The 22,947-nt window shown below is 58.4% G+C and carries 18 protein-coding genes and 2 pseudogenes; 8 read left to right on the forward strand and 12 right to left on the reverse strand.

Annotation, left to right across the window (positions count from 1 at the left end):
• The first annotated feature begins 290 nt into the window (after positions 1–290).
• Entirely contained in the window at positions 291–1,475 is a 1,185-nt protein-coding gene (gene hmpA / locus B0G80_RS07330) for an NO-inducible flavohemoprotein (RefSeq protein WP_116117541.1), read from the forward strand.
• Positions 1,476–1,892: 417 nt separating this feature from the next.
• Here hmpA and B0G80_RS07335 read toward each other — a convergent pair.
• A pseudogene (locus tag B0G80_RS07335) lies at positions 1,893–2,307 on the reverse strand (VOC family protein).
• A gap of 217 nt (positions 2,308–2,524) precedes the next feature.
• Positions 2,525–3,490 carry an alpha/beta fold hydrolase gene (locus tag B0G80_RS07340; RefSeq protein ID WP_408967982.1) on the reverse strand — a complete coding sequence of 322 codons (966 nt, stop codon included), beginning with the start codon at positions 3,488–3,490 and terminating at the stop codon, positions 2,525–2,527.
• Between B0G80_RS07340 and B0G80_RS45740 the strand changes: the two genes are divergently transcribed.
• Positions 3,420–3,608 (forward strand): hypothetical protein, encoded by a 189-nt coding sequence (locus B0G80_RS45740; protein WP_181920027.1) that lies wholly within the window; start codon positions 3,420–3,422, stop codon positions 3,606–3,608. The two genes, B0G80_RS07340 and B0G80_RS45740, sit on opposite strands and share 71 nt — an antisense overlap.
• A gap of 947 nt (positions 3,609–4,555) precedes the next feature.
• Here the strand turns inward: B0G80_RS45740 and B0G80_RS07345 are convergent.
• Together B0G80_RS07345 and B0G80_RS07350 are read right to left on the reverse strand one after the other, a co-directional pair.
• On the reverse strand, positions 4,556–4,948 hold the full coding sequence (locus B0G80_RS07345; RefSeq protein ID WP_116117543.1) for a tautomerase family protein: 393 nt from the start codon (positions 4,946–4,948) through the stop codon (positions 4,556–4,558).
• Positions 4,949–5,159: 211 nt separating this feature from the next.
• Entirely contained in the window at positions 5,160–5,777 is a 618-nt protein-coding gene (locus tag B0G80_RS07350) for an XRE family transcriptional regulator (protein ID WP_116117544.1), read from the reverse strand.
• A 44-nt stretch (positions 5,778–5,821) separates the two neighbouring features.
• Between B0G80_RS07350 and B0G80_RS07355 the strand changes: the two genes are divergently transcribed.
• The 4 genes from B0G80_RS07355 (at position 5,822) to B0G80_RS07375 (ending at position 9,908) form a co-directional block, all read left to right on the forward strand.
• A complete protein-coding gene (locus B0G80_RS07355; RefSeq protein WP_116117545.1) occupies positions 5,822–6,517 on the forward strand; it encodes a B3/4 domain-containing protein in 696 nt (231 codons plus the stop codon).
• 302 nt (positions 6,518–6,819) lie between these two features.
• The gene (locus B0G80_RS07365; protein ID WP_116117547.1) at positions 6,820–7,458 is read left to right on the forward strand and encodes an FMN-binding negative transcriptional regulator; all 639 of its coding nucleotides are present in this window, start codon (positions 6,820–6,822) and stop codon (positions 7,456–7,458) included.
• Positions 7,459–7,746: 288 nt separating this feature from the next.
• Entirely contained in the window at positions 7,747–8,661 is a 915-nt protein-coding gene (locus B0G80_RS07370) for a molybdopterin-dependent oxidoreductase (protein ID WP_258878857.1), read from the forward strand.
• Positions 8,662–8,852: 191 nt separating this feature from the next.
• Entirely contained in the window at positions 8,853–9,908 is a 1,056-nt protein-coding gene (locus B0G80_RS07375; protein ID WP_116117549.1) for a carbon-nitrogen hydrolase family protein, read from the forward strand.
• Positions 9,909–10,229: 321 nt separating this feature from the next.
• Here B0G80_RS07375 and B0G80_RS07380 read toward each other — a convergent pair whose 3' ends face one another.
• The 7 genes from B0G80_RS07380 to B0G80_RS07410 all read right to left on the reverse strand — a co-directional run bounded on the left by B0G80_RS07380 (position 10,230) and on the right by B0G80_RS07410 (position 19,455).
• Complete coding sequence (locus tag B0G80_RS07380) at positions 10,230–11,651, reverse strand: M20 family metallopeptidase (protein WP_116119560.1); 1,422 nt, start codon at positions 11,649–11,651, stop codon at positions 10,230–10,232.
• Between the two features lie 42 nt (positions 11,652–11,693).
• Positions 11,694–12,881 carry a M20 aminoacylase family protein gene (locus B0G80_RS07385; protein WP_116119561.1) on the reverse strand — a complete coding sequence of 396 codons (1,188 nt, stop codon included), beginning with the start codon at positions 12,879–12,881 and terminating at the stop codon, positions 11,694–11,696.
• A gap of 11 nt (positions 12,882–12,892) precedes the next feature.
• Positions 12,893–14,128 carry a diaminopropionate ammonia-lyase gene (locus tag B0G80_RS07390; protein WP_116117550.1) on the reverse strand — a complete coding sequence of 412 codons (1,236 nt, stop codon included), beginning with the start codon at positions 14,126–14,128 and terminating at the stop codon, positions 12,893–12,895.
• 562 nt (positions 14,129–14,690) lie between these two features.
• A complete protein-coding gene (locus B0G80_RS07395; protein ID WP_116117551.1) occupies positions 14,691–15,821 on the reverse strand; it encodes a Xaa-Pro peptidase family protein in 1,131 nt (376 codons plus the stop codon).
• A 23-nt stretch (positions 15,822–15,844) separates the two neighbouring features.
• Entirely contained in the window at positions 15,845–17,080 is a 1,236-nt protein-coding gene (locus B0G80_RS07400) for a Xaa-Pro peptidase family protein (protein WP_309568746.1), read from the reverse strand.
• Positions 17,041–18,570, reverse strand: coding sequence for an amino acid ABC transporter permease/ATP-binding protein (locus tag B0G80_RS07405; protein WP_116117553.1), 1,530 nt, complete (start codon positions 18,568–18,570; stop codon positions 17,041–17,043). Before B0G80_RS07405 ends, B0G80_RS07400 begins: the two co-directional genes overlap by 40 nt.
• Positions 18,571–18,615: 45 nt before the next feature.
• The gene (locus B0G80_RS07410) at positions 18,616–19,455 is read right to left on the reverse strand and encodes a transporter substrate-binding domain-containing protein (RefSeq protein WP_116117554.1); all 840 of its coding nucleotides are present in this window, start codon (positions 19,453–19,455) and stop codon (positions 18,616–18,618) included.
• A 193-nt stretch (positions 19,456–19,648) separates the two neighbouring features.
• Between B0G80_RS07410 and B0G80_RS07415 the strand changes: the two genes are divergently transcribed.
• Together B0G80_RS07415 and B0G80_RS07420 are read left to right on the forward strand one after the other, a co-directional pair.
• Positions 19,649–20,110: an Lrp/AsnC family transcriptional regulator gene (locus B0G80_RS07415; protein ID WP_374954966.1), complete on the forward strand. Its 462-nt coding sequence runs from the start codon at positions 19,649–19,651 to the stop codon at positions 20,108–20,110.
• Positions 20,111–20,367: 257 nt separating this feature from the next.
• Positions 20,368–21,097, forward strand: a pseudogene (locus B0G80_RS07420) (IS6 family transposase).
• Positions 21,098–21,346: 249 nt separating this feature from the next.
• Here the strand turns inward: B0G80_RS07420 and B0G80_RS07425 are convergent.
• The gene (locus tag B0G80_RS07425) at positions 21,347–22,858 is read right to left on the reverse strand and encodes a CoA-acylating methylmalonate-semialdehyde dehydrogenase (RefSeq protein WP_116117555.1); all 1,512 of its coding nucleotides are present in this window, start codon (positions 22,856–22,858) and stop codon (positions 21,347–21,349) included.
• Between the last annotated feature and the right edge of the window lie 89 nt (positions 22,859–22,947).

Here is a 22,947-nt window from a genome sequence, read left to right on the forward strand (position 1 = left end):
GTTTGCGCGGTTGCCGGCAACAGATATCGACGCGGCGGCGAGCTGCGACTTCACGTCATCGCGAAACATCCGTGTCACAACGTGCCCTGTTGCGCCGGGGAGAATCACTGACAGTGAAACGAAGCATCATCAATTGGCATTTTACGTAAGGTGCCGTCTCCCCTATCGTTCGAGGAGTCCCGCGCGAGTCGCCGCATAAGTGCGACGACCGCCCGAATGATCTGTGGCTGGCAACTCTGAGCGCCTTGAAAACGGCACCCGGGACCAGCCCATCGAGGAGTGGCTTTTCCATGCTGACAAACGCTCAACGCGATATCATCAAATCGACCGTCCCGCTGCTGGAAACGGGCGGGGAGATGCTCACCTCCCATTTCTACAAGCTTCTGCTCGCCGAAAACCCACAGGTGCGCCCCCTCTTCAATCAGGCGCACCAGACAAGCGGCGTGCAGCAGCGCGCACTAGCCAACGGAGTATTGCAGTATGCCCGCCACATTGATCAGCTCGAAGCCCTAGGACCACTCGCGGCACAGATCGTCAACAAGCACGTGGCCCTGCAAGTTCAGCCCGAGCACTATCCGATCGTGGGTGCATGCCTGCTGCGGGCGATCAGCGATGTACTCGGCCCGGAAATCGCCACCGGCTCTGTCATTGAGGCTTGGGGCGCGGCCTATCAGCAACTCGCCGATCTCCTCGTTGCCGAGGAGAGTCAGGTTTATGACAGACTCGCGATGGCGCCGGGAGGATGGCGGGGCGCTCGACCGTTCCGCGTCGTACGCAAGGTCCCGGAGAGCGCAGAGATCACTTCATTTTACCTGGAGCCCGTTGATGGCGAGCGCGTCGCGGACTTCGCTCCAGGCCAGTACATTGGGCTGCGTCTGACTATCGCCGGCGAGGAAATTCGCCGAAATTACTCACTGTCTGCCGCACCGAACGGTCACGGCTACCGCATAAGTGTCAAACGCGAGCATGGCGGCAAGGCGTCGAACTACCTGCACGACCACGTATTGGAAGGCAGCACCGTGGACCTGTTTCCTCCGGCAGGCGAATTTACCCTTCTGGATGGCAGCGCTCCTGTAGCCCTGATCAGCGGCGGCGTCGGCATTACGCCAACTCTGGCGATAGCCGAGACTGCTTTGACATCCGGGCGGCCAGTTGTTTTCATCCACTACGCGCGCAATGAACGGGTTCACGCCTTCGGCGGCCTGCTCGACGATTGGACCGCACGTTACCCTCAACTGCAGGCGTATGTTGTCTACGAGCATGTCGATTCGGAAGACAAACGCACGCCTGACGCAGTCGGCCGGCCCACTTTCGAGCAGTTGCGTCAGTGGCTTCCGGCCGATCAGGCGTTCAATGCGTATTTCCTCGGCCCGAAGCCGTTCATGGGTTTCGTGAAGCGAACGCTGCGCGATCTGGGGCAGCCCGACGAGCGTTGCCGATACGAATTCTTCGGCCCGGCAGAGGCGCTGGATTGACAACGAAATAATAGAGTCGACTCCTGCTCTCGCTGTATTCGGTCTGCAGGAGACTCGCGCCCGCGGACAGGAACTCGCTATCCGGCGTCGTGCTCGCCAGAGTCCCGCCGGGTCAGGGCGCCGGAGCCGGCTCGCTTTCGCCGGGGCGATCTATTGAGTCGGATAAGGAACAATACCGTCTCGGCGAAAACTGCTGGTCGTACGACAGGCCGTCGAAGTGGCGTGGGAATGGACTCAAAGCACCGGTTGTGCGGCCCTCTCGATGTGTCTTACCTGGATGCACCCGCACCAGTCAACAACACATGGGACGATGCAGTTGTCGTGAGGCCATAGCAGCCTGTCTGCACGAGTCCGAAACCTGTCCGCGCCGTACCTCCTCCTCGCGCAGCAAGATCAGGCATAAACCGGATTTACGACTCACTGGACCAGACGCGGGTCGTAGTCGAACTCCACCCGAATGCCGCCAGGCTCGTGCACCATTGCATGGCGCTTCGGTCCGGCTCCGAGCGCCTTGGGTGAAAATTCGACTCGCACTCCAGGCCACTGGGATACTTTCCAAAACACTCTCACAAGGGCATCTTCACTCGCGAGACGAAGCGCAAGATGGTGAAGCCCGATGTTGGTCTTGCGATCGAATTCAGCTAGCGAAGTCCGGTTCTTGACTTCCCACAACGTCAATGTCATCGCACCGTCCGACACGAAAACCGCGGGATACTCGGACGCTCGCCTACCTGGCGCCAGCCGAGACATTCAATAAAAATCACGTGCGATCGCAAGATCAGGGACGGTCAACCCGATGGTCGATACCGCCAGTCAACGGGGCGTTGCTCATGCACCCTTCTCCTCACGCGTGTTTACGCATTCGATCTGTTTGACCGATCACCATGACCGACCTATCCGACTTTTCCTCGCTGTCCGTCGTGCCACCGTAGTCCGGCGCCAGCCGCCGACGCGAAAAATGCCCAAACGTCCGCCGGCTCGCACATGATTCCGCCCGGACGCGCTACACAACACAACTTCCCGCCGACCGGTATGGTGTTCGAATGTCCTCAACCCCGGGGCAGGCGTCGCATGAAGCCGTGAACGAGTGCTGCAATCGCGTCGGGCTGTTCGTCCAACGCGAAATGACCGGCGTCGATCACATGAATATCAGCTTTCGGAAGATCCCGGGCGTAGGCTGCCGCTTCCGCGACCTGAAACGACGGGTCGTAGCGCCCCCACACGACGAGCGCCGCCGGTTGCGCCCTCCTCATCCAGTCCTGCCATGCCGGATAGGACGCGACGTTCGTCCGGTAATCATAGAAGAGCTCCGTCTGTATTTCCTTCTGACCCGGTCGATTCAGAAACGCGTACTCGTCGGCCCACAGATCCGGGTCATACCGCTCGGGATTAGGCGTCGATCCCAGATGACGTTGTTTCGTCGCCTCCAGAGAAAGGAAGTTGCCCTGCAGGGCGGCTTCGTTGGCTTCGCGGTCAGCCCAGAACGCACGGCGCTTCTCCCACAGAGGGCCAAGCCCGTCCTCATGCGCGACCGCATTTTGCACGACCAACCCGGCGACCCGCTCCGGATGCGCCATCGCAAGCCGGAAGCCGATCGGACCGCCATAGTCCTGCATATACAGCACATAACGCCTGAGCCCGAGCGCTTCGACGAAGTCATTGGTCACCGAAGCAATGTGATCGAATGTGTAGGCAAAGTCCGTCTGGGAAGGTGCGGAGCTATGACCGAAGCCTGGATAATCCAGTGCAACGAGGTGATATCGATCCGCCAGCCGCGCGAAGAGCGGTTCGAACATGCGTGATGAGGACGGAAAGCCGTGCAGCAGCAATATCGTCGGCGCATCGTTTGGGCCAGCTTCGCGATAGAAAATATCGAGGCCGTCGACCTTCACCGTTCGATATGTGGTCGGATAACGCGCAGCACTACTGTGCGCGGATAAATGGGTGTTGTCGTTTGCCGCAACCGCAGACGATGCGGCTAGCGATGTGATCAACGTCAAAAAACTCTTCTTCATCATCGGCTCCCGTGAAATTTACAACCCGCATGACGAGTACAGCGAACGCAAACCCGAGTATAGGGGCCTGCGGGTTTGTACAGAAGCCGTCGATCGTTCGACACAGTGTCCGTTTTAACAGGACAATCTGATGCCGAGTGTGCGTTACAGAATTACTCGCAAGGCGAGTGCGCGTGGCTACACGCTGGCATCCGGAACGCTACCAACCGTATCTCTGGACGGACGAATCTTCGATGGTGCTCAAGGCGAAGACCAGTTCGGCGACTGCCAAGCCGGGTTCGCCCCACGCAAGATCATCTACCGCCGGTGCACTCCTGTCCTGGTTCGCCTGGGCTGCCGCAAGCAGACACCGGCGCGTTGCGTCCAATCATTCGGCAGGTTGCACCTTTTCAATTACAGTGAAAATTCGAAGTCAACAAGAGTATTCGATAAATCGGGACGATACGTTGAAGAGCAATGGCCGAACGCGTCTCGATGAATCGAGATCTAGCCGTCGCGCTTCGGCACGAACGGGAGGCTGGAAAACTTCGCAGTCCGCTATAACTGGCATCGGCTATGGCCGCTCCCAAGAGCGCACGTTCCCTGGAAACTCCAATCTGAGCGGCCGCCTGGCCGGCGAAAAGCAGCGGCTTATCAAGGAGGCATTGGAGCGCTGAGCGCAGGATCGTACCCGCGCAGCCGCGCGTTGCTGCATCGCGAGTTCCATGCGATAACACCGCACATGAAAGGCTGAGCGGAAAGGAAGTTTGCCGGCTCGCGCGCAAGAAACAGTTGGTTGAGCAATCTCATTTCGAGCGTGCTATCTCTTTGCCCGCTCGATTCTCGAGCTGATACTGGAACGCATTGCCGCAATAGCTCAACGCTTCAGAAGAAATGGTGCGCCGTCGCCGCTGCGCGAGCAACGCCCCGGACAGCCTGTCTTGATCGTTGTTCTTGCTTTGTCGGGTATCAGATTGCCCGTCAGCGGATCATAAAGACGCGCCCTCCCTGGTTACATCAAGAAGGGTTTCATCGGCCTTTACGTGTCAACGAGCGGCCGCCGCGCGGCATCAAAGCTGGCCGGCATCACGTCAGTTCCTTGGTAATGAACTGCGCGCGCCCCCTGCCGAAAGACCAGTCAGCGTCGTCGTTTTCGACAATCGAAACGATCACGTCGTCCGGCGAGATACCGCACTGCGTTTGCAGGTTCTCGACGAGCAACCGGTAGAACTCAATTTTCTGCGCTTCGGAGCGCTTCCGGCTCACCGCCGTCAGCAATACGACGTCTTTTGAACGCCTGTAGCCGAGCCCCGTATCCTCTAAGACCAATTCTCCAGGGCGATGCTGCGTGACGCATTGGTATCGGTCGGAAACCGGTACATTGAAGGCCTGTACCATCGCCTCGTGCGTTGCATCGAGAAGGTTGCGCACCTGTTCGTCGGTGCGGCCCTGGATGAGGTCGAATTTCAGCATCGGCATGGGAATTTCTCCTTGAAAAAGACAGCTTCACGGCGGCACCCCGGCATCGGGACAGGCCCGGTGTGCCGTGTTTCGGGAACAATGCCTACGAGAAGGTCGACTGATCTGTCAACACCGCATCACGAGCGGCTGACCGCATCGCTTGTCGTCGGCTCCCGTTGCGTCGCGCGTACGATCGAAGCAAATTTGCACGCAGGGTTATCACGCTCAATCAAAGCAACGTCGCCAGTTGATGAAGCTCGGCAACCACCATCGTGAATATCAGCTTTGCCGCGTCATTATTCGCGTAGCAATGGGGTGCATCTGTCTTCGCCGCTGCCGACGAACCGGCAGAGACGGCAAGCTCCGCATCCCCTACCGTCATCGTGAGTCGCCCATGCTCCACATGAAATAGCTCGAACGTTCCCTGCGGATGTCCGGGCGACTCAAACCGCTCTCCAGGCTGCATTTCCCAGCGCCACAATTCAATCATGTTCGGCCCGCTCGTGCCTGCAAGCAGACGCGCCGACCCGCCCTTGGGGCCGGTCCACAAAGTCGGGATGTCCGTGTCCGCGATCAGACGCATCGACGGCGCGCTAGCTACGTCGACGATGTCCGCCACCGACACACCCAACGCCGCCGAAATCCTGCACAGGATCGCAATGCTTGGATTGGCAGCGCATTTCTCAATCTCGACCAGCATGCCTTTGCTAACGCCAGCGCGCCGCGAAAGCTCATCGAGCGAGAGCTTGCGCTCCTTTCGGTACCCTTTGATCCGGGCGGCAACCGCCGCACTGACGGCCTCGACGTTTGCTCCCGAGTCGGTCGATATATTGACTTTTTTGGTCATTGTTCGGCATTATAGGACAAGAATAGTCACTGGTGCAGTTTCCAATGTTCAGAGTTCTTCCGTCAATCGATCCGGCCATTGCGAGCCTCGCGCCCGGGTTTCGCGCGCTCAGCATCAGCGTTGAGCCCACCCGGATCGTCGACCCGAGCGTCGGCGCCAAAGCTTTGGTACGAGCTTGCCAGGCATTGACTGCCAACGACTCAGGATGGAAAGAAACTCATCTGTCGGCCTGGGCGGAGTTGTTCAGGAGGTTCGGAGCCAAGCCACAACGGACGCCATGTTCGGCTGATGCCTTGCGAAAACGAGCGATGCGCGACGGCAGCGTTCCAGGCGTGAACCCGGTAGTCGACCTGTACAACGCCGTCAGCATTGAATACGCCGTTCCCGTCGGCGGCGAAAATTTTGCCGCCTACATCGGCATGCCGAGGCTCGTGATTGCCAACGGAACGGAGCATTTCGACACCGTAAAGGACGGTGCGCCCGTCCACGAAATGGTTGACGCAGGAGAAGTCGTTTGGCGCGACGATCACGGCGTCACATGCCGGCGCTGGAACTGGCGTCAGGGCACCAGAACCAGGCTGGATTCCGATGCAAAACAGATGTGGTTTATTCTTGAAAGCCTGCCGGCCATGCCATTGGAAGCACTGCATGAAGCAGGCGCTCGATTGACCGACGGACTTAATCTTATGATGCCAGGTGCAATGATCGATTCGAGATTGATCGGCTTCGGCTCCGACTAGCGGAAACCGGAGCGGGCGCCGGTTTCCTGCTGCCGCCCGAAGCCACGCAGGTCGTCGCACTCGCCAGGAGGGGCGCCGCCCTCTTCACTGTGGATGCCGCCGTGCACAGCAAGGGCAAAAGATGTCCACCATCGGAGAATTGCCGGGAATCGCGCGTGCTCCTCCTGGCCCGCGCCCCGATGCTGCGATTGGCGTTGCCAATGGCGGGCCATACCTCCCGGAACGCCGCAATACCCGTAAACGTTCGCGTGAAAAGATGGATTCATTCTCTTTCTGCGCCCACATCCACAGACCGAGCCGACATGTATCTACCCTCCCACTTCGCCGAGTCCCGAACCCGCGTTCTGCATGAACACATTGTCAAACGCTCGCTTGGCACCCTGTTCACGCACGGCAGCAACGGACTCGATGCGAACCACATCCCGTTTGACCTCGCAGCCAACGAAGGGGAACTTGGCGTGCTAAACGCGCATATCTCGCGAGCGAATCCCCTATGGCACAACGTCCTGAACGGCGATGAAGTTCTCGTCGTGTTCCAGGCAGGAGACGCCTATATCTCGCCAAACTGGTATCCGACCAAACAGGAATCGCACCGGCAAGTGCCGACGTGGAACTACATTGTTGTTCACGCACACGGACGTGTGCGCTTCCGCGACGACAAAAAATTTGTACGGAGCGTGGTTGCCAGACTCACTCGCGCACATGAAGCGTCGCAGCCAGTCCCGTGGAAGATGAGCGACGCGCCGGCAGACTACCTCGACGAATTACTTCAACGTCTGATCGGACTCGAGATCGAGATCACCCGCCTCGTCGGCAAAAGCAAACTTGGGCAAGACGAAGTAAGGCGTGACGCGCAAGGCGCTGGCGATGCGCTCGTGCAGCTCGGAAACCACGAAATCGGCGACGCAATGCTCGCTCACGCTACAGGAAGACCGGAGTAGCGCTGGCGCCCTTGCGTCGCGCGCATGCCCGGTCACACGAGTTGCGGTCATCGCGTGTTGCAAAAATGCACGCCACCGTGCGGATTCGCCTGTTTTCGGGATTCCACCGGCAATGTAATCTTGATGCCCAGGGATGTGCGGGTCGACGCCCGTTTCGGCAACTGACACACAAGACGCGGACTGGCGAGGATAGCGATGCTCGAGACAAAAGTAACGGAGTCCGGAGAGGTGACGCTCACTCGCGAGGGATACGCGTTGCGGTATCCCGAGCGTGGAGTCGCCGACCTTATGTCCTACGTTACAGACGACGACACGCTGTTTATCGTTACGCACATGGCGCTGGCAAGCGTTCGACCTGAGACCTGGCGCCTTCACATACGTGGCCTGGTGGCCCGTGAAAGAACCCTCACGCTGGCGGACATTCTGCGATTGCCGCAACATGAAATTGTCTCCGTGCATGAGTGCGCCGGCAGTCCGCTGACACCGAAGGAACCCAAACGGCGTGTGGGCAATGTTGTGTGGTGCGGCGCGCGGTTGCGCGACGTCCTTGACAGTTGCGATCTTCTGCCTGAAGCGGCGTTCGTCTGGACTCAAGGTCTCGAATGGGGCGAGTTCGCCGGTCTGAAAGACGAACCATTCGTAAAAGATCTCCCGCTGGCGAAGGCGCTTTCGCCGGAGGTCCTGCTGGCGGTGTCGATGAACGGAAAGCCGCTCACGTCGGACAGGGGCGGACCGGTGCGGCTCGTCGTTCCAGGTTGGTATGGAACGAACTCGGTGAAGTGGGTCGGGCGGATATCGGTGTCGAGCACTCGCGCGCCCGGACCGTATACAACCCGGTTCTATAACGACATCACCGCGACGGGAACGAAACCGGTCTGGGAGATTGCGCCGGAGTGCGTGATTGTCTCGCCAGGCGCTGACGCCATGATGCGAGCCAACCATGAGTTTCGCATCACTGGATGGGCGTGGGCGGAAGCCGGTGTGTCGCGCGTCGAGGTCAGCGTCGACGGTGGACGGAACTGGCTTGCGGCGGGGGTTGACACTCGCGAGGGATTCGGGTGGCAATCGTTCTCGATCCCCGTGTCGCTTGGACCGGGAAAACACACGCTGTCCTGCCGCTGCTTCGATGCCAACTGCCAAGGGCAACCCCAAGCGCACGCGCGTAACGCCATTCATTCCATCGAACTTGCGATAGCGGGATGACTTGCAGTCCCGAAATGGCACTCGAAGGTTAGGGTCGAGACCGGATTGGGCGTCGGCAGGGTTCGACGCCCACAATACATGATCGGAGAAAGCCTGATTTATTAAGCATCCCTACCTTTATGAAGGTCCAGGTACGCACGGTCTCCAGACCGCAGATACGAGTTTTCCATTGAGCCACTATCGAGCACAACATGACACTTCCAACCGTAAAAGTCGCAGCCGCACATGCCGCCTCCGTTTACATGAACGCACCTGCCACGGTGCAAAAGGCACTATCCCTTATCGAGGAAGCAAGCAGAAACGGTGCCGAACTGATTTCGTTTCCTGAATCCTTCATCCCTGGGTTTCCTGTATGGGCAGCGCTGTGGGCGCCGATTTACAACCACGAGTGGTTCAAGCGCATGGTCGGGAACAGCATCCACGTCGACGGTCCGGAAATCGCGCAGATCCGGGCTGCGGCGAAGCGATGCAGCGTTTTCGTTTCGATGGGCTTTAGCGAAGCCACCGACGTCAGCGTGGGCTGCCTGTGGAACTCCATCATCCTCATCGGCGATGATGGTCAAATCATCAATCATCATCGCAAGCTCGTTCCGACGTTCTACGAGAAGATGGTCTGGGCACCCGGCGACGGCTTCGGGCTGAAGGTCAGCAACACCAGAATTGGCAAGATCGGCGCGCTCATCTGTGGCGAGAACACAAATCCCCTCGCCCGGTACTCCCTCGCGGCGCAGGGCGAGCAGATTCATATTTCCGCATGGCCCGCTATCTGGCCGACACGCCCGCCCGGCTCCGGCACGAACTTCGACAACCTCGCGGCAAATCGGATCCGTGCAGGCGGTCACTCGTTCGAGGCAAAGGCCTTCGGGATTCTGAACGCAGGATTCATGGACGACACAATGCTCGACGCGCTCCATTCGAACGGCGACAAGCAGGCACGCGAGGTGCTCGAGACGACGCCCCGGGCAGCGACACAATTCCTCGACCCAACCGGCGCCGTGATTGGCGACACATTGCGAACCGAAGAAGGTATTGCTTACGCGACCTTCGACCTGGAACAGTGTGTCGAGCCAAAGCAATTTCATGACATCGTCGGCTACTACAACCGGTTTGATGTCTTCGACCTTGTGATCGATCGTCGACGGCTGAGGCCTGCCACATTCAAGGACAAGCGAGCTATGGAGCGCACCGTACCGCCAATTGCTGAAATATCGGCTTTCGATGGGGCTGGTGAGTGGGCGGAGCGTTAATCAATTCGTGTGCCTCCCCGGGGCAAAAGCTTCCGCCTCATCATCCCTGCTCGACTGCGCTCGCACGCACATGGGCTGCGCCAGTTTCAGGTCGTAGGCGTGAACAACGGGCGACGACATCGGGCCGCGGGGCCGCTTCTGCTGCCTGCCTGTCGCGGGGACCAACTGACGGCTGCTCCGCTCCGAACTCGCCGCACTCTGGACCGAGACTTATAGGCCTTGTTGTCGTGGGTCGCTTGACGTCCAGGCGGTAGCGAAACGATGTAGATCTGCCGTTCTTCGCTCAGGGACGTGCAATGATTCGTCCGGCTGTCGATCGGTTCAGCGCCTGATGGTTGATGCTATCGACGCTGCCGCGCCTTCGCCGAGATCCCACCACACGCCTGCCATTAATGCGAGGGCTTCACGCGCGACCGAGGCGAGGAGGTGTTCATTCGGCGCATGCTGCGAACAGGCAGGATACGAATGCGGAATCCATATGGTGGGCAAGCCAAGCGTCTGCGCGAATACAGCGTTAGGCACGGTTCCACCAAGATTAGGTATAAGCGCCGGACGCTTGCCAGTGGTGCGCTCGATCGATGTCATGGCCCAATTGACCCAGGGATGCCTGACGTCGAGACGAGTCGCCTTCGATACCGACGTCACCGTCACCAGTACGTCGCTGATCCCGCATTCCTTCAAGTGATTCGTAAGGTGTTGTCCGGCGTTCTTCCAGTCCGTTCCAACGACAAACCGCATCTGACAGTAAGCCTTGGCAGTCGGGGGAATGGAGCCGACCGGAGCCTCGGGGTTACCCGCGGTAAATGCCAGAACTTCGATTGTGTTCCATGCGAGAACCCGTTCCGCGATTGTTAAGCCGGGCTGCCCCCAGGCAGGATCTATATACGGCGCGTTACCGTCTTTGCCAATCTCAATACTCGCAATTGCATCGCGCACGGCGTCCGGTATGGGCGGAGGCAGCAGCTCCTTAACCAGAAGTCGGCCGTTGTTATCGATGATTGATGAAATTGCGCTCGCCAGCACAGTTGCAGCATTTCGAAGGATTCCGCCCCAGTTCCCTGAGTGATGCCCCCCTTCGCGCAGGGCCACCGTCAGTTCAAAGTTCAGTTCGCCTCGCGATCCCAGGAAGACCGTCGGCCGCTCGGCGGACACGCGCGGACCATCGGACGCGATGAACAGGTCGCCGGCGAGAAACTTTCGTTCGGAAGCGCACAGCGCGTCAAGGCCCGGCGAATCAATCTCCTCACCGGTCTCGAAGATCACTTTCACGTTGTAGCCGAGCTTGCCTCTGCGGGCCTTGATCACTGCCGCCAGTGCGGCCAGGTTGATCGAGTGCTGCCCTTTGTTGTCCGCGATCCCCCGACCGTACCAGCGATCATCTTCCACCACGATGCGCCACGGCTCCAATCCGGAGCGCCATTGTGCATCCTGGCCCCGCACTACATCTCCATGCGCGTACGTGACGATTGTAGGCAGTGATTCGCTCTCCCACCGCGAGGCGAGCAGAATTGGCGCGTCCGCGCCAGAAGGATTGCGCAGGCACCGCGTCTCGAACTCCAGCCTTTGCAGCGTGGGGGCAATCTCATCGGTGAGATATGACAGCAAAGTCCCCGCCTTGGCAGAATCCTGGCTTTCCGTCCGGTAGTGTACGCGTCGGTCAAGGTCGGCCAGGAAATCGCCGGAGTCGAAAACCGCCTCTGCCAGCCTGATGGCTGTTTGCCGGTCACCTGTCTCGTTCATCATGTCCTCGTCCCAAGTCACGGTTGTGCGGAATACGCTGGGTGCCTACCTGCCAGCAAGCGCCACCCGGGCGACTTCTGCGAAGTAGCGAGCACCCAGCTCCAGAATGTCGTCGTTGAAATCGTAAGCCGCGTTGTGTAATGGAACATTGCCGCGCTGCGACTCATCGCCGTTACCGATGAAAATGAAGTTCCCCGGCACAACCTGAAGGAAGGCGCCGAAGTCCTCGGAGATCATCATCGGTTGGACGTTAGCGTCGACCTTTTCTGAACCGACTACGTTTGCGGCTGCGGTTACCGCTGTGTCTACGAACTCTGCGCTGTTGACGGTCGGGGCGAACTCATGCGTATAGCTGAAGTCGCACTCGATACCGTTCGTGCGGCAGATACCTTCGCTAATCTCACGCATCCGGGTTTCAAGCATGCGCTGCACTTCAGGGAGATAGCTACGCGTGTCCCCCTTGATCGTCACTGTCGATGGAACCACATTGCGAAGTCCATCTGTTATGAACTCGGTGCAAGAGATAACGGCAGAAAGACTCGGGTCAAGATTGCGCGAGACAACCGTCTGCAGCGCAAGCACGATCTGAGACGCGACGACGATCGGATCGACGCCCATATGCGGACGCGCGGCATGCGTGCCTCGCCCCCGGACGACGATGACGAAATTGTCCTCGCTCGCCATAATTCCGCCTCGGCGGGTCGCAAAACTGCCTGCAGGCATGCCTGGCATATTGTGCGCGCCGAAGATCGCTTCGACCGGGAAGCGCTCGAACAGTCCATCCGCCATCATTGCTTTCGCACCGCGACCGTGTTCTTCGCCGGGTTGAAAGATGAACCGGACCGTGCCATCGAAATCCTTACTTTCAGCTAGCAGCCGCGCGGCCCCTAGAACCATGGCCATGTGCCCGTCGTGACCGCACGCGTGCATTTTGCCCGGCGAGCACGAGGCGTAAGTCCGACCAGGTGCGTTTTCGGCGATCTCCAGTGCGTCCATGTCGGCACGCACGCCGATGGCTCGATGACTGTTGCCGACCTTAAAGTTGGCAACCAACCCCGTGCCACCGATATTGCGATGTACTTCGAGGCCGAGCGCGGAAAGAATCCGTGCGACATAGTCGGAGGTCCGGACCTCCTCAAAGCCCGTCTCCGGGTTCCGATGGAGGTGGTGTCGCCAACTGCGCAAGCTTTCCTGCAACGGACGGCCGAACGCGTGATCCAGTTCAACAGTCATATTCATCACTGTCACCGTACAGCGCAGCCCTGCAGCCACTCCTGCTGCCGCGCCAGCACCGATTGAGCGGATTCTCCAACAAGTTCGGAGTAGGTGGTCGGTGCCGTGGCACCTTCCGTACTGATCACCAGCACCCGCGATTCGGACGTCATGCCCACCTCGCGAGCTTGCTCCGGGTTTTGCGCCAACACTGTCACGCCGGCGTATCCCGCAGCGCCGGATTCGCCGACAACCAGCGGCGCATCCCTTTCAGTGCCTCGTGCCAGTGTTTGCATCGCCTTCACCGCGTCATCGTCTGAAATCGTCATGAAATGGTCGACGCATGGTTCAAGGAACTTCCATGCGAGTGGAGAAGCTTCACCACAGGCCAAACCCGCCATCACGGAGTCGACCGAGCCGGTGGCCGTAGTCGCGTAGCCTTCGATTGCGCTCTGATAGAGGCAATCCGCCTGTTGAGGCTCAACCACGATGAAAGTTGGGCGTTGCACACCGTAGTGCTCCCAGAAATACGTCGCAATGCCAGCCGCGAGGCCGCCAACGCCGCCCTGCAGGAACACGTGTGTGAAAGGAGCCTTCGATGGTGAGCTTTCCAACTGTGCGACAACTTCGTCAGGAATGACGCCATAGCCTTGCATGACATCGCGCGGGATCGCTTCGTACCCTTCATAGGAAGTGTCGGACACGACATGCCAGCCGTTTGTCTGGGCGAGATGCGCTGCATGTTCCACTGATTCGTCGTAGTTGCCCGAAATCCGGATGATCTCGGCGTTGTATGCAGCAATCGACTTTTCACGCTCAACGCTGACATTGGCGTGCAACACGATCACGCAGCGGCACCCAATTGCTTGAGCCGCCGCCGCAAGGGACTTTCCGTGATTACCGTCGGTCGCACTGATCACAGTGAGACCTTCAAGCAGGCCGGAATAGCCGCCATTGATCAATACTCGTGGATCGAACATCGCTTCTGAGCTCCACAGCCGAGCGATAAGGCGCATCAACGCCACGGGAGCGCCAAGCGCCTTGAAGCTGCCAAGAGGCGACCGCACCGACTCGTCTTTGAGACACAGTTGTGCAATCCCGAAAGCTTCTGCTGCGTCCGGAAGATCCCACAACGGCGTGACCGACCGGTTTATCTGATTCCAGTGTGAGAGCCAGATACCGCTTTCCTGCGCTGACTTGATATTCATCACTGCGCGCAGGTCGTCCGGATAGGCGCGGCGGGACGCTTGGGGATTTTTGATCAGCATCGCTATCTTTACTCCATGTGAGGTGCCGAACTGGCACGCGATTCTTCCGTGACAGCCAAAATTGCTTCAATAGGCGACACGTGTCAGTCACAATAATATTTCATCACCCTGGCAATTACGTCTCTATTAACGGAGCTCAAATGCAAATTTTTATCGTCATCGGCTTTGATCACTCTCGACTCATTTGATCGCATGCTGCCCACACAAATACAGCGACAGCGAGATTCCAAAGCGCCACGGGGCGGGCTCGGCGCGAGGGTTCAATCTCCGGGGCTGCGGCCGTCCCACAGGTGACGTAAAAGCTGTGTGAACTGTGGTCATATAACCGTTACGCGGCCCCATTTCTTCACACGAGCTTCACCACGATATGAGGGTCGTCGCGAATCTGTAGGTTGAAAAACAAAGCGAGCAGATCGATTTGCCCGATGCCACGAAGCACGCGTTCGCGGAGAAAGGTTGAGCTTGATATACCGACGCTTTAAATGAGAGTCAGCAGTCTGAGCAAACCTCAGATCCGGGAAGAAGGGTCGCGCCAGTCTTCAGGCCTGGCGCCGCCTGTTTCTCATCGTTCGAAAAGAACGCGGGGCGAACGCGTCAATCGTTCTCCACCATCGTTCCTGACGACTACCGTCTCACTTAGCGCGATCCCTGCCGCTGAGGTATAGACATGAAACACCATGCCCGCTTCGAGTTTCCAATCAGCTTTCGGATTGAAGCAACGATGAAGATCGCTGGTCCGCTGGCTGGTGATCGGGGTCAAGCCGAGCGTGTATCCAGTGATGTTCTCGTAGGTTTCACGCAGGCCGGCCTCGATCACTCCCCGTCGAACAATGCTGTCTATCTCGGATGCAATCGCTCCCGGCCGCATTGCTTCGATCTGCCGATCCTGAATCTCGGCAAGCAACGCCGTTATGCGCTTCTGTTCAGAGCTGGCACCGCCCACAGCGACACAACGCATGATGCGAGCGGAGTAGCCCCGCAGGCGCGGCAAAAGCTCGATATGAACCAGGTCTCCGGCTTTCAAAGGCCGCTCGGGCATGAATCCATGCAACGAATCCCATCCTGCAGCGACCGTAATCGGGCCAATGAATCCGTCGTCGAACCCGAGCTTATAAACCTGTGCTGCCGTCTCGGCTGCAACGATGCGAGGTAGGACACCCTCACCGATCGAAGAAACCGTGTGCTTCAGCGCCTGGTCGACAAGCGCGGAAGCTCGCCGCATCAGTGTAATTTCTTCTTCGGACTTGCAGCGGCGCAGATCCCACAGTGAGCGGTTCAAATCGCAGATCTCTGCGCGCGGAAGAAGCTCGCGCAGGTCCCTCATCCGCGCAACGGTAAATGAGTGCGATTGAAAATCAACCGCCACACGCTCAAGTGCGAAATTCAGCGTTCGGGCAGTTCCCACCAAAAGCGGCAGTGGATCGTCCCAATCAAGAAAGCCAACAATGTGTTTGAACCAGCTCCGCTCCTTCGCGGGTGCCATGTCCAATTTCCTCACGAGCAAAACCGGCTCGCCGACAGCCGGAACTGCACACGCGCGCCAAAGGTTTTCGGTCGTCCAGTAGCCGGAAAGCCAGCCCATCATCTCCGGCTCGTCCAGAATTGCGACGTCGATCTGCTGCGCGCGAAGTTCTCGTTGAATTAATTCAAGTCGGTTGCGGTATTCGTCGATAGTGAAAGCAAGGTCCGTCATGGTTCGTCCTACGGTCTAAATGCTCAATTGATGGCCCACATCTCTCGCGGGGCCCGAACGGTCAGGACGTCGGCAAAACCGTCCTCTGTAATGGTGATGTTCTCTTCATGGACAATCATCTTTCCTGGCTCGTACTCCATACCAGGCTCGATGGTGATGACCATGCCAGGCTCCAGCACTGCTTCGTCCGCCGCACTGTTTGACGGAGGCTCGGTGACCTGAAGGCCAAGTCCGTGACCGAGCCGTCCGACGCTGTTGCCGCGCATACCAGCCCCTTCGAGGACTTCCATCATCGCCTTCCAAAGATCCCGGACCTTTGTGCCGGCTCTCGCGGCGTTGATCCCAACTTCAGTTGCGACCCAGACTGCATCGTGAACTCGACGAGCATCGTCCGAGATTTTTCCGACGGCGTAGTTGCGATCGAAATCGCAAAAATATCCATCGATGGTCGCGCCGACGTCGATAATCAGCACATCGCCGTCCCTCAACTCACGCCGGCTTCCGCGTGCGATGATTTGATCGTATCCGCCGGGCCCCGATGCACACGCCACGTACGGCACCGTGTGGGCACCACGCAAGAGAATATCCACCGTCAGATCCCGAGATGCCTGCGCTTCAGTCACCCCCAGCTTCGCAAATTCCGGGACCGATGCGAAGGAGCGGCTGACGATCTGACCGGCCTGACGGATTTTCTCGATTTCGGCACGTGACTTGATGTTGCGCACTTCCCAAATGCAAGGCGACCCGTCAACCGCCTCAGACGTCAACAAGTCGCGCAGCCGCAGAAAATCGAGTACCGGCATTCGCAAGGCGAACTCACGACCTAGCTCGAATCCAACCTTTCCGAAGCGGCGGGCCAGGTCGTTCACGACGGACGCGAGAAGCGATACGCCCTCGTCTTCGGGCCGAGGCGAGGGCCACGTCCTCACGCTGCCCGCTACACACTGCTTCACGACAACTTCAGCAATGGCCGGGACAATCGCGATGGTCGGGCCGCTGGCTGGAATCACGAGAAACCAGGGACGGGTGGGGCTTTCCCAGAACTGACTGTCCAGACCTGTGAAGTAACGAAAATTCGCAGGCGTCGTTAGCACGAGCGCATCCAGTTCCGCTTTGCGCATAGACGCCTGCGTTCGTTCTAGGCGAGCATCAAACTCGCTTACCGGGAATGGCAAAGAGGTCATCGTTTTTGTTCCTGTCGAAGGTGAGAGGTCCGTTATCAAGCCGTTGCCGTGACGTGCTCGTGCTCTTCCCGGCATCCCGTCAAGAAGCGGGCCACGCGAGAATCACGCGGCATGGCCTGGTACTGCGCGGGCGTCATATCGTGGGCGACGACGCCACCCTCCATGAAGAGAATTCGATCGGACACTTTCATTGCGAAGTCGATTTCGTGCGTGACGATAATCATCGTCATGCCTTCCCGAGCAAGGTCTTCGATGACACGCAATACTTCACCAACCAGTTCAGGATCAAGCGCCGACGTCGGCTCGTCGAACAGCACGATGGACGGCTCCATGGCCAGCGCGCGCGCAATGGCAACTCGTTGCTGTTGGCCTCCGGAGAGTTGGTGCGGATACTTGTACGCATGCGCCCCCATGCCCACCTTGTTGAGCAACTTCAGACCATGGCGCTCCAGCATCTCACCCTTGAGTCGGGAATGATATTGCGGGGCCAAGGTAACGTTCTCCAGGACGGTCCGGTGAGGAAAGAGATTAAAGCTCTGGAACACCATGCCGATGTGCAGAATGCCTTCGTGATAAGCGGCACGCGACTGATGGGAGCTTTTGTGATTCGAGAGGAACGGCTTGGTGTTGAGTCTTACTTCACCGTCGTCGATCAATTCGAGTCCGTTCAGCGTTCGAATCAGCGACGTTTTGCCCGATCCGGATGGCCCGATGACAGAGATCACTTCGCCCGTCATCACCTTCAGGTTGATCCCTTTCAGGACATGGTGGCTGCCGTAATGTTTATGGATATTCGCTGCCTCGATAGCGGTCGTTGGCTTGCGGTCAGGCACAACGATCGGGACTACCTTTTCCGCGACGGCCGCGTCTCCGGTATGAACGTCTCCGCTTCGGCGCGTGAAATCGAGGTGTTTCTCGACATAACTTAGGAGATACCCGAAGACCGTTACGATGAGAACGTAATAGACCGCCACAGCGAGCATCGTTTCCAGAACTTTGAAGTTCTGGGTATACAAGCGCTCGCCGACGAGCAAAATTTCCTCAAGCGAGATAACAGACACCAGCGACGTCAGCTTGACCATGCTGATGTACTCGTTGATGAGGGCCGGAAGGGCGACACGGAACGCCTGCGGCAGAACGACGAGCCGTTGGAGACCGATGTAGCCAATCCCGAGTGCTTTTCCAGCCTCAAGCTGACCCTTATGAACGCCGGCAAGACCGCCCCGGTGGATTTCCGCTACGTATGCGGTCTCGCTGAGTGACATGGCTATCAGCCCGGCCCAAAACGCATTGGAGAGAAACGAGCCCGTCCATGGAAAAATCTGCGGAAGGTTGTAGACGAAAATCAGCAGCACGAGCAAAGGCAGGCTGCGGAAAAACCAGACGTAGCTGCGACACGCCCATGAGAGTGGCCGCCACGTGGACTGCTTTCCGAGAGCGAGCAGGAAGCCTGCCACAATGCTGATGAGCCATGCGGCCAGACTCAGTTTGATGACCAACCATACGGCGTTCCAAAAGTCTGCGAGCGTCAACAGCGAGAGAGCGTAGTGCCAGTCGAAAATCATGGGGTGTCTCCTACAAAGTCAGCCGATTGCTGTTAAGGAACCTTATTACTGTGCGGTTCCCATCGCCTTGGCGATTTCGGCCTCGGTCGGCGCGGCAACGTTGTATTTCTTCAGAAGCGCCTGATATTCGCCCTTTGCCTTCATCTGAGCGATTGCAGATTCGATTTGAGACTTGAGTTCTGTGTTGCCTTTCTTCATCGCGAGTCCACATACGACGGGATCGAGCGGACCGTTCGACGTGATCTTTAAACGGCCGCCGGACTTGTCGACGATGAGGCCCGCGATCGACACGTCTTCGTACTGTGCGTCGATGCCTTGCGAAAGGATGGCTTGAGCCGTCTCAGCGGATGTTTCGTACTCGCGCACCTGAACGGCTGGTTTGCCTTGAGCAACGCAAGCCTTATCTGACGCGGCATTGATGTATTTGATCCATGCTGCGCCCTTGATCGAGCCGATTCGCTTTCCGCACAGATCGCCGACGGTCTTGGGGTTCAGCCCACCCGTTGAGCTAACCATGATAGAACCGCCGGTCATAAAGTACGGCACGAAGTCGACGACCTTGGTGCGCTCCGGCGTGACGTACAGGGCCGATGCAACGATGTCGTAACGCCCGCCCGTAACGCCCAAAATCAGATTCGCAAATCGCGTGTCGACAAACTTCGTCGTGTCGTTCATGTAAGAGGCGACCTTGCCGACAAACTCCGGATCAAAGCCGGCCGGTTTGCCGTGATCGAGATAGGTGTGAGGCGGCAGCGTCATGTCGCTGCCTACCGACAGCACGCCGGGAGTCAGCGTAGCCGCGGCGTTCGCGGCGCCGCATGCCAGGGCAGACGCTGCGGCAAATGCAGCCAGTTTCAGTAAGCCTGCGGACGAACGATTCTTCATGCTGGACTCCATGTGTGTCGCGTGGAAAAGCAAGCGCTGCCGGTACACGATGAGCTGGAGCGAGGATTCATCTTCAGCCAACAGGTGTGATATAACGCTTGATGAAGAAAGTTTATTTCGCCGTAGAATTTAAAAGTTATCTATTTTTGCCAGTTAATTGAGAAAATTTCTCATGCCTACCCGCCGATCTAGTTTGGAACTGGACGACTTCGATCTAAAGATTCTGGAGATTGTGCAGCGCAACAACCAGACTCCCCACCGAGAAATAGGCCAGCAGATCAATCTCTCAGTGCCGTCCGTCGCGCGGCGTCTGCAACGCTTGCGGGGTACGGGGGTGATCGCGTCGGATCGCAGTGTCTTAAACCCCGACGCTTTGGGGACACGGATCACGGTCATCGCGCACGTGTCCGCCGAGAATGAAGCCATCGAGTTGTTAGACGAGATGCGAGCCCGATTCGAAGCGTGCGAACAGGTCCAACAGTGCTACTACGTCACCGGCGACGTCGACTTCATCTTGATTCTTTGCTGTCGTGATATGGCTGAGTACACGGCTTTGACTCGCTCGTTGTTCTTCGCTGAAGGAAACGTCAAGAGCTTCCGTACTTTCGTTGCGATGGAGCGCGTCAAGATAACCCTCAATGTTCCCGTCATGTAGGCGTCGTGGTTGAGCGAGCCAATAAGTCCAGCCATTCGTCCTGCCGTCTGTCACCTACGTGGCAGCCCCGGCTTTACGCTAGTTGGACACGAGATACTCAACTTCTGGTCTGTCAGAAGGCCTGTACGCGCATCGATGAATCTAGCGGCCGCATGCGAAAAACTGGCAGACTGAGAGTCACTGCCTCACGAGCATGGCGTGACGTGCTGGCGTGGCATTGATAATCATATAGCCGCCGGGTTGGGTAAGAAGTTGCGATGAAAAAGACGAAATCGCTCTATCACGGCCACCGTTTTCCCGCCGTCGTCATCAGCTGCGCGGTTCGCTGGTATTTCAGATTCAGCCTGAGCCTGCGCGACATCGAGCAACTGCTGTTCGAACGGGGCGTCGTCGTGACCTACGAGACGATCCGCTGCTGGTGCGAGAAATTCGGCGCGGTGTTTGCCCGTCAGGCCAGGGCCGCCCGCCCCAAGCCCGGCAGCATCTGGCATCTGGATGAGATGTTCGTGACGCTGCGTGGCGAGCCCTATCTGTTGTGGCGCGCGGTCGACGAGCATGGTGCCGGGCTTGACGTGCTGGTCCAGAAGCGGCGCGACAAGGCGGTGGCAAAGAGCTTCTTCAGGCGCGTGCTGCGTTCAAACCCGATGCCGTGCAAGATCGTGACCGACCAGTTGCGCAGCTATCCTGCCGCGAAGGCAGAGATCCCGAAGCTCGCTCACGTCAGGCATGTATTCGTCAAGGCGGCAGCGCGTTAACAACCGCGCAGAAAATAGCCACCAGCCCGCCCGCCGACGAGAACGCCAGATGTGCGGCTTTCGCGACCCCAAGCACACGCAGGCATTTCTTTCCAGCTTCGGACCGATCCGCCAGCACTTCGCGTTGCCCAGACACCGGATGAATGCCTCGTGTCATCGTATCGAAGTCAAGGCGCGCTTGGCGGCATGGCAACGCTGGAGTGTGGACGAAGCCTGCATCAATGCCAGGTGATTAGGATACCAATACACTTTCACTCCGATTCAGCCGATATCCGCCAAGGCAAAGCTGTCACGTTCTGGCATATCAGCCAGCCCTACCCAGTTCGGTGCGATATCGGTTAGCTGAAGCAACTCGTGGCCTCCGCTCGCGACGGGCACCACACATCGGCGGAAATGATCTAACCGCCTGGAAACGGGCAAAAAAAGCGCCACGCAGTAACATCGCGCGGCGCGTGACTGACTAAAACAATGCGCGTCGGCCTTACTTCGCTGTCGGCATCGCGAACTCAGCGCCCTTTTCGATGCTTTCCGGCCAGCGTTGCATGATGGACTTTTGCTTCGTATAGAACCGGACGCCTTCTTCACCGTACGCGTGCGTATCGCCGAACAGGCTGCGCTTCCAGCCGCCGAACCCATGCCAGGCCATCGGAACCGGAATTGGCACGTTGATGCCGACCATGCCTACCTCGATCCGACGGCCAAATTCGCGTGCGATATGACCGTCGCGCGTATAGCATGCGACGCCGTTGCCGAACTCGTGCGCATTGATCAGATCGACGGCCTCAGTGAAATCGTTGACGCGAACGCACGCGAGAACCGGTCCGAAGATCTCTTCCTTGTAGATGCGCATGTCAGGCGTGACGTTGTCGAACAGCGTGCCGCCGGTGAAGAAGCCGTCCTCATGTCCCTCGACCTTGAGACCGCGACCGTCGACCACCAGCTTCGCGCCTTCGTCGACGCCCGTCGCGATGTAGTCCTCGATGCGCTCCAGTGCCTGACGTGTGACGATAGGGCCCATTTCGGCGTCGGGCTCCATGCCGTTCTTCACCACCAGGTTGCGTGCGCGTTCGGCCAGGCGCGGAATGATCTTGTCGGCGACGTCACCGACCAGAACCGCGACCGAAATCGCCATGCAGCGTTCTCCGGCTGACCCATATCCGGCGCCCACCAGCGCATCGACAGCCTGGTCGAGGTCCGCATCGGGCATCACCACCATATGGTTTTTTGCACCGCCGAGTGCCTGTACGCGCTTGCCATTCCTTGCGCCGGTCTCGTAGATATAGTTTGCGATCGGAGTGGAACCTACGAAACTCACAGCCTTGACGTCCGGATGGGCGAGCAGCGCATCGACGACGACCTTATCGCCTTGAACCACATTGAAAATGCCATCGGGCAGTCCTGCTTCCTTCAGCAACTTCGCCATAAACAACGAAGCGGATGGGTCACGTTCGCTCGGCTTCAGGATGAAAGCGTTACCGGCGGCAATCGCAACCGGGAACATCCAGCACGGCACCATGCACGGGAAGTTGAACGGTGTAATGCCGGCTACAACGCCGAGAGCCTGACGAACCGTCCAGTTGTCCATTCCCGTCGAAACCTGTTCGGTATAGTCACCCTTGAGCAATTGCGGAATACCGCAGGAAAATTCGATCACGTCGATGCCGCGTGCCACCTCGCCCTGTGCGTCGGAAAATACTTTGCCGTGTTCGGCTGTGATGATCGCGGCCAGTTCGTTGCTATGCCTGTTCATCAGTTCGAGGAAACGCAGCATCACGCGGGCACGGCGGATCGGGGGCGTGTTGCTCCACTTTGGAAAGGCGGCCTTCGCACTTGCGACCGCCGTGCCGACATCGGCCACCTCGCCTAACAACAACTGACGCGGATGCTCGCCCGTCGCAGGATTGAAGATGGGCTGGGTTCGCTGCCCCGACCCACGGACTACTTCACCGTGAATGAAATGGGCCACATCGGTCGTATCGTTAAACGCTTGCATGTCGACTCCTCTAGTTTTGGTTTCGGTGAAGCAGTGTATGAAGAACCATTGACCCTGCAAAGGCGCTAAGATTGAAATGACTGTTTTGA

It is taken from the genome of Paraburkholderia sp. BL6669N2 (assembly GCF_003387275.1).
GTDB lineage: Bacteria > Pseudomonadota > Gammaproteobacteria > Burkholderiales > Burkholderiaceae > Paraburkholderia.

Excerpts from the sequence above, each read along its gene's own strand:
- B0G80_RS07370 (WP_258878857.1), top strand. The coding sequence starts at position 7,747 with ATGTCCTACGTTACAGACGACGACACGCTGTTTATCGTTACGCACATG.
- B0G80_RS07410 (WP_116117554.1), bottom strand. The coding sequence starts at position 19,455 with ATGAAGAATCGTTCGTCCGCAGGCTTACTGAAACTGGCTGCATTTGCC.
- B0G80_RS07375 (WP_116117549.1), top strand. The coding sequence starts at position 8,853 with ATGACACTTCCAACCGTAAAAGTCGCAGCCGCACATGCCGCCTCCGTT.
- B0G80_RS07390 (WP_116117550.1), bottom strand. The coding sequence starts at position 14,128 with ATGCTGATCAAAAATCCCCAAGCGTCCCGCCGCGCCTATCCGGACGAC.
- B0G80_RS07425 (WP_116117555.1), bottom strand. The coding sequence starts at position 22,858 with ATGCAAGCGTTTAACGATACGACCGATGTGGCCCATTTCATTCACGGT.
- B0G80_RS07355 (WP_116117545.1), top strand. The coding sequence starts at position 5,822 with ATGTTCAGAGTTCTTCCGTCAATCGATCCGGCCATTGCGAGCCTCGCG.
- B0G80_RS07380 (WP_116119560.1), bottom strand. The coding sequence starts at position 11,651 with ATGATGAACGAGACAGGTGACCGGCAAACAGCCATCAGGCTGGCAGAG.
- hmpA (WP_116117541.1), top strand. The coding sequence starts at position 291 with ATGCTGACAAACGCTCAACGCGATATCATCAAATCGACCGTCCCGCTG.
- B0G80_RS07340 (WP_408967982.1), bottom strand. The coding sequence starts at position 3,490 with ATGAAGAAGAGTTTTTTGACGTTGATCACATCGCTAGCCGCATCGTCT.
- B0G80_RS07385 (WP_116119561.1), bottom strand. The coding sequence starts at position 12,881 with ATGACTGTTGAACTGGATCACGCGTTCGGCCGTCCGTTGCAGGAAAGC.
- B0G80_RS07400 (WP_309568746.1), bottom strand. The coding sequence starts at position 17,080 with ATGCCGGGAAGAGCACGAGCACGTCACGGCAACGGCTTGATAACGGAC.
- B0G80_RS07365 (WP_116117547.1), top strand. The coding sequence starts at position 6,820 with ATGTATCTACCCTCCCACTTCGCCGAGTCCCGAACCCGCGTTCTGCAT.
- B0G80_RS07405 (WP_116117553.1), bottom strand. The coding sequence starts at position 18,570 with ATGATTTTCGACTGGCACTACGCTCTCTCGCTGTTGACGCTCGCAGAC.
- B0G80_RS07395 (WP_116117551.1), bottom strand. The coding sequence starts at position 15,821 with ATGACGGACCTTGCTTTCACTATCGACGAATACCGCAACCGACTTGAA.
- B0G80_RS07350 (WP_116117544.1), bottom strand. The coding sequence starts at position 5,777 with ATGACCAAAAAAGTCAATATATCGACCGACTCGGGAGCAAACGTCGAG.
- B0G80_RS07345 (WP_116117543.1), bottom strand. The coding sequence starts at position 4,948 with ATGCCGATGCTGAAATTCGACCTCATCCAGGGCCGCACCGACGAACAG.